We start from the raw sequence: 13,135 nt of genomic DNA on the forward strand, positions 1-13,135 counted from the left end.
AGGTCAGCGATGTATGAAAAGGCAATTGAACAAGGCGGTGTCGCCGTTGTCACAGGGGCGGCCAGCGGTGTAGGGCGGGTTGCGGCCCTTAGGTTTGCGCAAAGCGGGCTTAGTGTCATTCTGGCGGATTTGCCGGGGGACAAGCTGAACGAGGCCGTGGCCGAGGTCAGTGCCAACGCTGCTGAAGGTGCGCAGGTCATTGGTGTTGCCACCGATGTCTCCAAACAGGAAGACATCGACGCACTGGCCGAAAAGGCCTTTGCAACCGGTCCGGTTGCAGTTCTCATGAACAATGCCGGGGTCGGTCTGTCGACCAAAGCGTGGTCGGAGATGGCGAACTGGCTGAAACTGCTGGAAATCAACTTTCTGGGCGTATTGCGCGGCGTTCAGGCCTTTCTGCCCCGCATGATCGAGGCGGACCGGCCGGCAGTCGTGATCAATACCGGATCAAAGCAGGGCATCACGACTCCGCCCGGCAATCCCGGCTACAATGTGAGCAAGGCCGCCGTGAAAGTGCTGAGCGAGCAATTGGCGTATGAGTTGCGCGAGGCGCGCGCGCCGATATCGGTGCATCTTTTCGTTCCGGGCTTTACCTACACCGGGATGATCGCCGCCTTTCTGCCGGAAAAGCCTGCCGGGGCCTGGACAAGCGAGCAAACGGTAGATCATTTCATCCATCGTATGGCGGACGGGGATTTCTACATCCTTTGCCCGGACAATGACGTGGACCGAACCCGCGACGAGCGCCGGATCGCGTGGAATGTCGAGGATATCACCCAGAACCGTCCGCCCTTGTCCCGATGGCACTCCGACTTCGCCGAAGGCTTTGCAAACTTCGAAAACACCGGGAAAAAGTAAAAAAGGCCGCGCGAAGCGGCCTATTCTTCAATGAACATCAAAGGGTAATCCCGGAATCGTTACCCTTGTTCGGCCCGAACACCGTCCGCAATCTGTTGCATCTGGTCGGCAGGCAGGTAGCCGCGCAGAAGTTCAGTACCCAGCACGAACGACGGGGTGCCGGAAATCCGCATGCGTTGCGCCAGTTCTCGGGTTTGGGCGATCTCTTTGGAAACCGCGTCGCTGTCCATGGCGGCGATGATGTCGTCGGTTTCAAGACCCAGACCATCCGAGATACGACGCAGCGTGACTTCGTTGGGTTCGCCTGTGAATTCCAGCAGCGCATCGTGCACCTGCTTGTAGGCATCTGCACCTGCGACATGTTTGGTCGCCACGGCAAAGCGGGACGATATCATCGAAGCTTCGCCAAGGATTGGGAACTCCTTGATGATCAGCCGGATGTTCCCGTCTTCCGCCAGCAGAGCATCCACTTCGGGAACCGCACGGCGGCAATATCCGCAGCGATAGTCCATGAACTCGACCAGAGTGATGTCGCCATCGGGGTTTCCGCCCACCCAGCTATAGCCGTCATTGAACAGGTCCTCGGCATTGGCGGCGACCAGTTCCTGGTCTGCCACGGCCTCGGCGGCAGCGTTGCGCTGCTCCAGAATGTTGATCGCCTCGAGGATCACCTCGGGGTTTTGCAGCAGGTATTCGCGAACCTGTGTACCGAACTCGGCCTTTTCGGCGTCGCTCATGTCGTTCAGGTCCAGCGCCCGCACCGGTCCGGTGATCAGGGAAAGCCCGACAAGGGCCATGGCTGCATGTCTGAGGATCATCTGCGTTTCCTTTTCTTTTCTACCTGTTCCGAGGCTATCAGCACATCCTGCGCCCTTTGCCACCCCGGAGACCCTTCGGGCAATTGCCTTATGGCCCGTTTTGCGTGGATGCCTGCATCGGCCATGCGACCTTGCAGGGCATATCGTTCCGCTGTCACAACCGCGGCCATTCCGTTGTTGCCGACCTGAGAATAGGCAACCCCCAGATCCTGCATCAGCCGACCGTTTCGATAATCGCGCGCGCGGGCTTTTTCAAGCGCTTGCAGGGCGTTCTCGGTTTGCCCTTGCGCCAGCAGCGCACGCCCGTACCCGGCGAGGATAAGCGAGTCGTTCGGGGCCATTTCAACAGCACGGCCGTAGGCGGCAACAGCCTGATCCATCTGCCTGTTTTCCAGCAATATCTGCCCCTTGAGTTCGTAGTAGTACGGATCGTCCGGGCGAATGGCCAGTGCCCCGTCAATCGCCGCGCGGGCGGCCGCAAGATCTCGGTTCTGGTGGTGCGCTGCTGCCTGGCGCATCAGGCGAATATCCTCCGCGCTTTCCTCGCGCGCGCGTCGCATTGTCCAGGCAGGCGTTCGCAGAAACGCAGACAGCTTGCCCTTGACCCGGGCAAACCAGTAGTCGGCATTGGCGTTGTGGGTCGAGTTGTCTCCGAACTCGTCAAGAAACGCCTCGGCCGCGCGCAGGCGTTCCCGGCTGGTGGGGTGCGACCGTGTATAGGGATCCTGATTTGCCTCGCTCAGCAGTTCCTGGCCTGCAAACTTGCGATGCAGGGCCACCATGCCTTTTGGTGAAATGCCCGCCCATCGCAGATAACCTGCCGCACTGCGATCTGCCGATGCCTCTTCGGCGCGTGTATGCCCCAGAAAGCTGCGCAGGGCTGATCCGGATGTCCCGGCAGCGATGCCGCCGGCTGCTTCGCCACCGCCCGCCGCGGCGACAATCAGCGCCAAAGCGGTTCCCAGAGAAGCATTGCGCTTTGCGGCGCGCAGGTTTTCCACACGTCTGGCCAGATGGCCATTTGCGATATGTGCGGCCTCATGTGCGATGACAGCCTGCAGCATCTCGGGGCTGTCGACGGTCAGGATCAGCCCGTAGTTCACGTAGATAGCGTTGTAGTCGATGACGAAGGCGTTGAACGTCTTGTCGTGGACCACCAGAATCCGCACCCTGTTCGTGTTCAGTCCAGCCGCCCGCAGCACCGGAAACGCCAGTTCCCGCAATCCGTGTTCGATGTCAGGATCGCGGATCAGGCCCTGCGACTTGGCAGGAACAGCGCCCGTTAACCATGTCACCGCGATCAGTAACATGGCCGGGATTGACGCCAGCCTGGATACGCGTTCAAAAGCCATGGCCGCAACATGGGAGATGGCCATGAGAAACTCAACCCGATCCGGGGTCGATCCCTTCATCGTGATGGATGTGATGGAAGCCGCGCGCCGCGCCGAAGAAGCAGGACGCCATATCATCCACATGGAAGTCGGGCAGCCTGGGACCGGTGCCCCCAAAGGCGCAGTCGAGGCTTTGGCGTCGGCCATGGGTCAGTCGCCGCTGGGCTATACCGTTTCGCTGGGCCTGCCGGCGCTGCGGCAACGGATCGCACAAATGTATGGCGAGTGGTACAATGTCGATCTGAACCCGGACCGGGTGGTGATTACGCCCGGATCCTCCGGTGGGTTTCTGCTGGCGTTCACCGCGCTTTTCGACAGCGGCGATCGTGTCGGTATCGGCGCGCCAGGCTATCCTTCTTACCGACAGATCCTCAGGGCGCTTGGGCTGGTTCCGGTCGATCTGCCGACCGCGCCGGAAAACCGCCTGCAACCCGTCCCGGCGGATTTCGCGGGGCTTGATCTGCAAGGTTTGATGGTGGCGTCCCCGGCAAACCCGACCGGCACCATGCTGGATCGACCGGCTATGGCTGCGCTGATCGATGCGGCCCACGGACAGAACGCGTCATTCATCAGCGACGAAATCTACCACGGCCTGGAATACGAGGCCAAAGCCGTCACCGCGCTGGAACTGACGGATGAATGCTACGTCATCAACTCGTTCTCCAAGTATTTCTCGATGACCGGCTGGCGGGTCGGCTGGATGGTGGTGCCCGAGGACCAAGTGCGCGTGGTCGAGCGGATCGCTCAGAACATGTTCATCTGCGCCCCACACGCCAGCCAGGTCGCGGCGCTGGCCGCGATGGATTGCGAGGACGAACTGCAGGCCAATCTGGACGTCTACCGGCAAAACCGAGCCCTCATGCTGGATGGGCTGCCCAAAGCCGGATTTACCAATATCGCACCGCCGGACGGCGCTTTCTACGTTTATGCCGATGTATCGGACCTGACGCAGGACAGCCGCGCCTTTGCGGCTGAGATTTTGGAACAGGCCGGTGTGGCGGTGACGCCAGGGCTGGATTTCGATCCCGAACGCGGCCACAAGACCCTTCGATTTTCCTATGCCCGCTCGACGGCGGACATACAGGAAGGGTTGCAGCGGCTGCGCAGCTTCATGGCTGCACGAGGGGCCATCCCGCAGGCAGTGTAACCCGTTCACAAACCGGCGCTGGTACAGTAGGGTCTGCGCAACACGATCTCGGGAAAACTTGAGGCCATGAGCAGACTTTTCTATGCCTTCGCGCTGATCTGGGCGCTGACGGGCGCTGTCGCAGCGCAGGATTTCAGCGCCCTTGCGCGCGTGCAGCCGGACAAAAGCCGTATCACGGATGTCGGCCGAACCGGCGTGAAGGTGGATATCGGGCTGAGCCAGGGCGTGCCTTACCGCGTTTTCACTTTGCGGGATCCGTATCGCATGGTGCTTGACTTCCGCGAGGTCGACTGGACGGGTCTGATCAGCAGTGAATTCCTGCAATCCGAACGGATCAGTGAGGTGCAGTTCGGTACTTACGTCCCCGGCTGGTCCCGTCTGGTCCTGGAACTTGGTGCGCCGATGGGTGTCGATACGGCGCAGTTGAAGCTGGATCAGATAACAGGCACCGCGGTGTTGTCCCTTATGCTCAAGGGGGTCGAGTTCGACTTGTTCAATGCCAGCGCCGGTGCTCCTCAGGTTCCCGGTTGGGATTTGCCGGAAGCGACCGCCCCACTTCCGGCAGTGCCGCGTGATCCCGACGGACCCATTCGCGTCATGCTGGACCCTGGACATGGCGGCATCGACCCGGGGGCCGAGGTTGGCGGCACCGATGAAAAAACCCTGATGCTTACCTTTGCGCGCGAACTGAAAGAGCTATTGCTGCGTTCAGGCGGGTATGAAGTGGTTCTGACCCGCGTCGAAGACCAGTTTGTTTCGCTGGAGCGGCGAATTGCGCTGGCGCATCGGGCCGGTGCCGATGTGTTCATCTCGCTGCACGCGGATTCCCTGTCGGACGGGCAGGCGCATGGTGCGGCCGTGTATACCCTGTCAACTGACGCATCGGATGTTGCCAGCCAGAAACTTGCGGAACGTCACGACCGGGGCGACCTGCTCTCGGGGGTGGATCTGAACGGGGCCGACGATCAGGTTGCGGATGTTTTGCTGGACATGGCCCGTCAGGAAACCAGACCGCGCACCAACGCATTGGCGCGGGCTTTGGCCAATGGCATGGCGCAGCAAGGTGGTCCGATGAACCGGCGGCCCGTCCGTACGGCCTCTTTCTCGGTTCTCAAGGCGGCGGACATTCCGTCGGTGCTGGTCGAACTGGGTTTTCTTTCCAGCCCCAGAGACCTGAAAAACCTGCAAAATTCCGAATGGCGCGCGCAAATGGCGCGTGGGATTTACAACGGTCTGGAAAACTGGCGACAGCAGGATGTAATCAGACGCTCATTGATTGGCCAGTGACCCCGCGTCGCAAACAGGCTAGAATACGCCATGGTGTTTTGACCTGGCGTGGGGCCGACACTATATAGGCCGCACCGCGAGTAAAAGGCAGTACAGTGATCCGGTTCATTCTTTCGTTTTTCGGGGCGATCTTCAGCCTCGTGACCCTGGGTATCTTCATGGCGGCACTGGTCATCGGTGCGGTCTTCTGGATGTATGGGCGCGACCTGCCCAGTCATGAATCACTGGCGCAGTACAAGCCGCCCACGATCAGCAGGATATATTCCGGTAAAGGGCAACTGATCGACGAATTCGCCCAGGAACGCCGCCTGTTCACACCGTCCGAGGAAATCCCGGATCTGGTGAAGCAGGCCTTTATTTCGGCGGAAGATAAGAATTTCTACACCCATCAGGGCTATGACCCGCGCGGGATAATTGCTGCGGGTGTCGAAGCGGTGAAATCCAAAGGTGAAAACGTGCGCGGCGCGTCGACCATCACGCAGCAGGTCATGAAGAACTTTCTGTTGTCCGGCGACCGGCAGGCCGAACGCAAGATCAAGGAAATCATCCTTGCGACCCGGCTGGAAGACACTCTGGACAAGGAACAGATCCTCGAACTTTACATGAACGAGATCTTTCTGGGCCAGAACTCTTACGGTGTGACGGCAGCAGCTCAGACGTATTTCAACAAGACGCTGCAGGAACTGGCCCCGCATGAGGCCGCCATGTTGGCGGCCATGCCGAAGGCGCCGTCAAACTACCATCCGGTTTTGCAAAAGGAACGCTTGCTGGCGCGTCGCGACTACGTGCTGCGGGAAATGAACCAGAACGGCTACATTGATCGGGCCACCTATGAGGCCGAGGTCAACATGCCTTTGCGCTCGGTACAGAACGGCGACTTTGAAAGCTTCCGCACCGCATTGCCGCCCCGTGACTATTTCACCGACGAAATCCGCCGCCAGCTAAGCGAAGATTTCGGCGAGGGTGAATTCTTTACCGGAGGTTTCACTGTGCGTGCGTCGGTGGACGAGGAAATGCAGGTCGAAGCTGCCAAGGCCCTGCGCACGGCCCTGCAGAAATACGACCGCTCGCGCGGGAAATGGCGCGGTACGGGTGAGGTGATCCCGGAAGAAAAACTGGCGGAGGAAGCCCAGTGGCGCGAGGCGCTGGCCATCATGGAAATTCCGCGCGATGTCGAATTGCCGACCCAATGGTATCCGGCTGTTGTGATGAATGTGGCCGATCAGTCGCTGACCGTGGGTATCGAAAACGGTCCGGCAGACGGAACCATTCCACGCGAAGACATCAAATGGATGCAGGGCAGTTTCAAGGACAATTTCAAGCGCGGCGATGTCATTCTGGTGATGGCCGGGGAAGAAGGGCAGTGGTCTGCCCGCCAAGTGCCTGAGGTGCAGGGCGGTTTCGTCGCGATGGATGTGAACTCGGGCCGTGTTCTGGCGATGCAAGGCGGGTTCTCGTATCAGGATTCGGTGTTTAACCGTGCCACGCAGGCTCAGCGTCAGCCGGGGTCCAGCTTTAAGCCTTTCGTCTATGCCGCCGCGCTGGACAGTGGTTACAGTCCCGCCACGATCGTTGTGGACGCCCCGATCGAGGTGAACACGCCGCAGGGTCTCTGGCGGCCCAAGAACTCGTCGAACAAATTCTACGGGCCAACACCGCTGCGCACCGGGATTGAACAGTCGCGGAACCTCATGACCATCCGTCTGGCCCAGGAGGTGACGATGCCGGTGGTTGCGGGATATGCCGAACGGTTTGGTGTTTATGATCGAATGGGCGCGTTCCTTGCCAACTCGCTGGGATCGGAAGAAACGACGCTGTACAAGATGGTCGCCGCCTATGCGATGTTCGCCAACGGCGGCGAGCGGGTCGAACCCACTCTGGTTGACCGTATCCAGGACCGGTTCGGAAAGACGATCTACCGGCATGATGATCGCCAGTGTCTGGACTGCAACTCGACCTGGCTGGAACCGGATGAGTCGCCGCAGATCGTGACCGACCGCGAACAGGTTATGGATGCCATCACCGCCTATCAATTGACGTCGATGATGAAAGGCGTGGTTGATCGCGGCACTGCGTCACGTGTTGTCAACCTGCCGGTGCCGACTGCCGGCAAGACCGGCACCACCAACGAATCCAAGGACGCCTGGTTTATCGGCTTCACCTCGAACATCGTGGCCGGCTGCTATATCGGCTACGACCGGCCTCGTCCGATGGGCAGTGGCGCCTATGGCGGTACGATGTGCGGGCCAGTATTCCAAAGTTTCATGGAAAAGGCGGTCGAGAAATATGGCGGCGGTCCGTTCGAAGTTCCGCCAGGCGGGCACTTCATCAAGATTGACCGTTTCAGCGGGGCGCGCTTGCCGGAGGACGCGGTCGGGGAATATGTGGTTGCCGAGTATTTCCGCGACGGTGTCGATGGCTTCATAGACCGGATTTTCGATGGCGGCTTTGCCATGGGATCCGATTTGCCACTGTTCGAAGAAGTAAGCGGATCGGGTCGGCAGGTGACAACTTCCACCGGAAGTACAGTTACGGTCGGACCCAACGCAAGCCAGGGTGATCTGCAGGGGGGCGGACTGTACTAGTCCGCAACTTGTAGGAATAGGTTCAACAGGTCAGTTCGCTGTCATCGGTAATCTGTTCACAAGACCGCCAGCAGATCGATAGCGCACATTTGGCAGCAGCTCATTTGGCAAACCGTTTGGCCGGCACGTCCAGTGCGTCCGAATAGAACGACAGGCAGCGGCTAACTTGCGAAGGCTCGCGTACAAGTTCCGGCATGCCTTTTGGATGTCGCAGAGCGTTTGCCAGTTCGAAAGCGGCATCCCCCAGATATCCCTTGGCATCTATAACCCGAGGACCGGCATCCGATAGTAGTACGTTGTCGGTATGCAGATCGCCATGAAGCGGGTCGTGCGTGTGCTGACTGCTTAACAGATCTAGGGCCAGCCCCGTGTCCGCAAGCAACGCGATGCGTGTCAGGCCCCAACTGTCACAAACTCGCCCGACGCATCCTTCATTCGCATCTCACTTGTCTTGTGGTGGCTCTCGCCTCTTGCTATCACGCAGGCCTGATTGAGCAAGTTGGGACAAAACCATGCGCGCCGAAACCCAGAATATTGTGGCGGAAATAGAAAAGTCGCTGGAGCTGCTGGCGAAGCGCATGGATTACGAAACGGCGCCGCACCGGCTTGAGGAATTCAACGCACGCGTCGAAGACCCAAACCTGTGGGACAACCCGGAGAACGCTCAGAAGCTGATGCGCGAGCGCCAGATGCTGGTCGATGCCATCGAAACCTACGAGTCGATCAAGACCGACCTGAGTGACAATGTCGAACTGATCGAACTGGGCGAGATGGAAGAGGACGAAGAAGTCGTTGCCGACGCCGAGGACGCAATCAGGAAACTGAAGGCCAAGGCCGCCAAGAAAGAGCTTGAGGCCCTGCTGGATGGCGAGGCAGACGGCAATGACACGTTCCTTGAGATCAACTCGGGCGCGGGGGGCACCGAAAGTTGCGACTGGGCCTCGATGCTGGCGCGGATGTATGTGCGCTGGGCCGAGAAAAAGGGCTATACGGTCGAATTGCAGTCCGAGACCGCGGGTGAAGAGGCGGGGATAAAGTCTGCCGCCTACAAGATTTCAGGCCACAACGCCTATGGCTGGCTAAAGTCGGAAAGCGGGGTGCACCGGCTTGTGCGCATCTCGCCCTATGACTCGGCGGCCAAGCGGCACACGTCGTTCAGCTCGGTCTGGGTCTATCCGGTGGTAGACGACAATATCGAGATCGAGGTGAACCCGTCGGACATCCGCATCGATACTTACCGCTCTTCGGGTGCCGGTGGTCAGCACGTGAACACCACGGACTCGGCGGTTCGGATCACGCACATCCCCACGGGCATCGTTGTGACATCGTCCGAGAAGTCGCAGCATCAGAACCGTGACATCGCCATGAAGGCGCTGAAATCGCGCCTGTACCAGCAGGAACTGGACCGTCGCAACGCCGATATCAACGCGGCGCACGAAGCCAAGGGCGATGCCGGGTGGGGCAATCAGATCCGGTCTTACGTGTTGCAGCCTTATCAGATGGTCAAGGACCTGCGGACCAATCACGAAACCTCGGATACCAAAGGGGTTCTGGACGGTGATCTGGATGGGTTTATGGCAGCCACGCTGGCCCAGAACGTTGCCGGCAAAAGCCGGTCCGAAGCGCAGGGCGACGGCTGATACCAAGGGGGCTCTGCCCCCGTCCCGGCGGGCCGCGACTCCCCCGGGATATTTTTGGCCAGATGAAGCGGATCCGTCGGGGTGCCTGGGGGTCCCGAAAAGATACATGTAAACAGTGGGTTTAATTGGCAGGTTGCCCCGGCTAGGCTGGTGGCGACCACGTTGTATCTGAGCTGATGAACTCCCATGGATCTGAGCCAAAATTCCGCCGTTGCATTGCTGTCTGCGCTGTCCTCGGGGCAATTGACGGCTGCTGAGTTGATGCGCGAAACCTTGCATCGGATTGCCAGCGTTAATGGAGAGGTCAACGCCATCGTCGCCCTGCGCGATGAGGATGAGTTGATGTCCGAGGCTGAGGCGCTGGATGCCGGTCCCCGGCGCGGCCCGCTGCATGGACTGCCCATGGCGGTCAAGGATCTGGTCAATGTGGCCGGGATTGTGTCGTCTCATGGATCGCCGATTTACCGAAACAACGTGCCCGAGCGGGACGATCTGATCGCAGAAAGATTGCGGGCTGCCGGCGCCATTCTGATCGGCAAAACCAATACACCCGAGTTCGGGCTGGGATCGCATACGTTCAATCCGGTGTATGGCGCCACGCGCAACCCGTACGACCCCGCCCGAACCTGCGGTGGTTCGTCCGGCGGCGCGGCGGTGGCGTTGGCCACGGGTATGGTGGCCTTGGCGGATGGCTCGGACATGATGGGCAGCCTTCGCAACCCGGCGGCTTGGAACAATGTATACGGGTTCCGGCCAAGCTGGGGCCGGGTTCCGAGTGAACCGATCGGAGACGGTTTTCTGCATCAGCTTTCGACATTGGGCCCCATGGCCCGCAGCCCGCAAGATTTGGGTATTTTGCTGGACGTCATGGCAGGTCCGGATGCAGGTCAGCCATTGTCAGTTGATGGCGGCGCTGTATCACCTGTGCAGCCGGTTGATCTCACCGGTTTGCGTGTTGGCTGGCTGGGTGACTGGGGCGGTGCCTTTCCGTTCGAAACCGGGATCGCCGATCTGTGCCGGTCCGCGCTGACCGTGTTTTCGGATTTGGGGGCCGAGGTCGAAGAAACAAAACCGCCTTTTGACGCAAGCCAGATCTGGGACAGCTGGATTACACTGCGATCCTGGAGCGTTGCGGCTGGGCTTTTGGAACTGTCCGAGCATCGGGACGTGCTGAAGGATACCGCACAATGGGAGCTGGATCGGGGACTGGCGCTAAGTGCGATGGACGTGCATCACGCCAGCGTTCTGCGATCCGAGTGGTATCGATGTGCCGCCCGTTTGTTTGAGACGTATGATGCGCTGGTGCTGCCAACGGCTCAAGTGTGGCCTTTTGCCGTCGAAACTGCGTATCCGACCGAAATATACGGGCAGGCGATGGACACCTATCACCGCTGGATGCAGGTCGTCACACCGGTCAGCCTGATCGGGTTGCCCTGCCTGTCGGTTCCTGTGGGTTTTGGAGAGAACGGTCTGCCAATGGGAATGCAGATTTTCGGGCCGCGCGGCGCTGATGCAAAGCTTTTGTCCATCGGGGCAAGCTATCACGATGCAACCGGCTGGCCCCAAAAACGACCGGCCCTGCAATAGGGTCGCTGGGGAGGAGAGACAGACATGGAAAAACCCTTTGGCGTTCCGACAATGCAGCAGGCCGATACGGCGATGCTGCGGCAGGCTATTCGTCAGGCATGGGCCGATTATCGTCAGGCGCCGGTATTCGGGTTTCTGTTCGCGGGATTCTACGTGTTGGCCGGGTGGGCAATGGCATGGGTCACTTTGAAAACAGGAACCACCTACTGGCTTGTTCTTGCCGCGATCGGTTTCCCGCTGCTTGGGCCATTTGCGGCGGTTGGACTTTACGAAGTATCCCATCGGCTTGAGCAGGGAGAACCGCTGGATTTCGGGTCGATTTTTGGCGTGGTGCTGCAGCAGGGCCGCCGCCAGTTGCCCTCAATCTGTGCGATCATCGTAGTGATGTTTCTGTTCTGGTTCTTTCTGGGGCACATGATTTTCGCTTTGTTCATGGGGCTTTCCACCATGACGAATGTCTCTTCCTCGATTGAGGTGTTTTTGACTGCGAACGGATTGGCGATGCTGGCCATCGGCTCGGTCGTTGGCGCAATATTCGCGACCGTGCTGTATATGATCACAGTGCTTTCGATTCCGATGCTGCTGGATCGCGAACTGGATTTCGTAACCGCCATGATCGCCAGCTTCAGCTATGTTCGTGACAATTTCCCGGTCATGGTCGGATGGGGCATGTTTATTGCGGTTCTGACCTTTGTGGCGATGTTGCCTTGGTTTCTTGGGTTGTTTCTTGTGTTGCCGTTACTGGGGCACGCCAGTTGGCATCTGTACCGGCTGATCACGCAGGAACAGAATGCTGTTTCCGAGTAAGGCAGGGGGCTTGTTCCAAGTACAGGATCATAGCCAGGCGCGTGCGGCCCTTGCCGCGCCGAAGACTGCGGACCGGTCCGATCCCAGATGCCGCAACATGATCCGCCGTGTCCCGCTGGGGTCCGTGGATGTGTCCGACAATCTGATTGCCACGCCCCGCAGTTGACCGGCCTGATCTCCGGAATGATGAGAGATCAGGAACATCCGGCTGTTTTGCGCGTCGCGCTGTGACATCAGGATATAGATCTGACGACCAGCGCAGGCGGCAATGCCCTGAACCTCACGTTCTTTGGGCGGCGCCTCGGGCATGGTGGGACGAGGCTCGTAGCTGCGCACAAGCGTACATTGCGGCAGTCTGCGGGCGTAGAACAACCGATGCCGCAGCGCGTTGTTGCTGTCCAGCGCCGATTCCGTCGCATAGTAGAATCCGGCAGGAAACAGGGTCTCGGGCAAGGCATTCGGGCCAGACCCCAGGAACTCGGTCAGGGCCGAGGCTGCGGGGTGGCGGAAAGGCTGGGCGATCTCGTCCAGTGGTTTCAGCAGGATACGGGCGTCGACTTTGAAAAAGCGGCAAATGCGGTCCAGTACGTCGGGCCTGGGAAAGCTCTCGCCGCTAAGATATCTGTTGTACTGCGTCCGGTTGATACCAAGCTGGCGGCAAAGCTCTGAGACAGAGGGGTACTGGTGAGACAGCAATCTCAGATTTGCGCCGAACATTCTGCGCAATTCAGCAGGGCTGCGGAAGTCATTCGTCATTCTCGTCCCGGAACTCACGTATTCTTTTTGGAACCAAGGACACGTGCGGCTCATAGGGCGCGCTGCGTCTGAAATCGTGACTAAACACCTGACGGACGTGTGGTCACGTCTCGTTGCGTGTAGAGGCTAACGCCCAAAGGAATAAACGCAATAGGCTAAATCGCCATTTGAGTGGTCTTATTTTCGATTTCTGAGGCGTATGGCAGTTGAACCGCAGCCACACCGACGTGCGCGTTGCAGTCAATTGGGGCGCTAACCA

At 59.4% G+C, this 13,135-nt stretch carries 11 protein-coding genes; 7 read left to right on the top strand and 4 right to left on the bottom strand.

Going from position 1 to position 13,135, the window contains the following annotated elements:
* The first annotated feature begins 9 nt into the window (after nucleotides 1-9).
* A complete protein-coding gene (locus ACR0MI_RS01245) occupies nucleotides 10-858 on the top strand; it encodes an SDR family NAD(P)-dependent oxidoreductase (protein WP_480853430.1) in 849 nt (282 codons plus the stop codon).
* 59 nt (nucleotides 859-917) lie between these two features.
* Here ACR0MI_RS01245 and ACR0MI_RS01250 read toward each other — a convergent pair whose 3' ends face one another.
* Together ACR0MI_RS01250 and ACR0MI_RS01255 are read right to left on the bottom strand one after the other, a co-directional pair.
* Nucleotides 918-1,676: a DsbA family protein gene (locus tag ACR0MI_RS01250; RefSeq protein ID WP_170816581.1), complete on the bottom strand. Its 759-nt coding sequence runs from the start codon at nucleotides 1,674-1,676 to the stop codon at nucleotides 918-920.
* Nucleotides 1,673-3,052, bottom strand: coding sequence for a M48 family metalloprotease (locus tag ACR0MI_RS01255; protein WP_170610357.1), 1,380 nt, complete (start codon nucleotides 3,050-3,052; stop codon nucleotides 1,673-1,675). Before ACR0MI_RS01255 ends, ACR0MI_RS01250 begins: the two co-directional genes overlap by 4 nt.
* Between ACR0MI_RS01255 and ACR0MI_RS01260 the strand changes: the two genes are divergently transcribed.
* The 3 genes from ACR0MI_RS01260 (at nucleotide 3,051) to ACR0MI_RS01270 (ending at nucleotide 8,086) form a co-directional block, all read left to right on the top strand.
* Nucleotides 3,051-4,214, top strand: coding sequence for an aminotransferase class I/II-fold pyridoxal phosphate-dependent enzyme (locus tag ACR0MI_RS01260; RefSeq protein ID WP_170610360.1), 1,164 nt, complete (start codon nucleotides 3,051-3,053; stop codon nucleotides 4,212-4,214). The genes ACR0MI_RS01255 and ACR0MI_RS01260 overlap by 2 nt on opposite strands.
* Before the next feature lie 66 nt (nucleotides 4,215-4,280).
* Nucleotides 4,281-5,501, top strand: coding sequence for an N-acetylmuramoyl-L-alanine amidase (locus tag ACR0MI_RS01265; protein WP_170816580.1), 1,221 nt, complete (start codon nucleotides 4,281-4,283; stop codon nucleotides 5,499-5,501).
* A 95-nt stretch (nucleotides 5,502-5,596) separates the two neighbouring features.
* Nucleotides 5,597-8,086: a PBP1A family penicillin-binding protein gene (locus ACR0MI_RS01270; protein WP_170610366.1), complete on the top strand. Its 2,490-nt coding sequence runs from the start codon at nucleotides 5,597-5,599 to the stop codon at nucleotides 8,084-8,086.
* A gap of 100 nt (nucleotides 8,087-8,186) precedes the next feature.
* Here ACR0MI_RS01270 and ACR0MI_RS01275 read toward each other — a convergent pair whose 3' ends face one another.
* A complete protein-coding gene (locus ACR0MI_RS01275) occupies nucleotides 8,187-8,468 on the bottom strand; it encodes an aminoglycoside phosphotransferase family protein (protein ID WP_480440402.1) in 282 nt (93 codons plus the stop codon).
* A gap of 130 nt (nucleotides 8,469-8,598) precedes the next feature.
* Here ACR0MI_RS01275 and prfB point away from each other — a divergent pair, with 130 nt between their 5' ends.
* The 3 genes from prfB (at nucleotide 8,599) to ACR0MI_RS01290 (ending at nucleotide 12,120) form a co-directional block, all read left to right on the top strand.
* Nucleotides 8,599-9,726 carry a peptide chain release factor 2 gene (gene prfB / locus ACR0MI_RS01280; protein ID WP_170610394.1) on the top strand — a complete coding sequence of 376 codons (1,128 nt, stop codon included), beginning with the start codon at nucleotides 8,599-8,601 and terminating at the stop codon, nucleotides 9,724-9,726.
* Nucleotides 9,727-9,912: 186 nt separating this feature from the next.
* A complete protein-coding gene (locus ACR0MI_RS01285; RefSeq protein ID WP_170610397.1) occupies nucleotides 9,913-11,313 on the top strand; it encodes an amidase in 1,401 nt (466 codons plus the stop codon).
* A gap of 24 nt (nucleotides 11,314-11,337) precedes the next feature.
* Nucleotides 11,338-12,120, top strand: coding sequence for a DUF2189 domain-containing protein (locus ACR0MI_RS01290; RefSeq protein WP_170610400.1), 783 nt, complete (start codon nucleotides 11,338-11,340; stop codon nucleotides 12,118-12,120).
* A 27-nt stretch (nucleotides 12,121-12,147) separates the two neighbouring features.
* On the opposite strand, the gene ACR0MI_RS01295 is transcribed toward ACR0MI_RS01290, so the two are convergent.
* Complete coding sequence (locus ACR0MI_RS01295) at nucleotides 12,148-12,837, bottom strand: helix-turn-helix domain-containing protein (protein ID WP_170610944.1); 690 nt, start codon at nucleotides 12,835-12,837, stop codon at nucleotides 12,148-12,150.
* Nucleotides 12,838-13,135: the final 298 nt, after the last annotated feature.

The organism is Ruegeria sp. D4, from assembly GCF_056534475.1.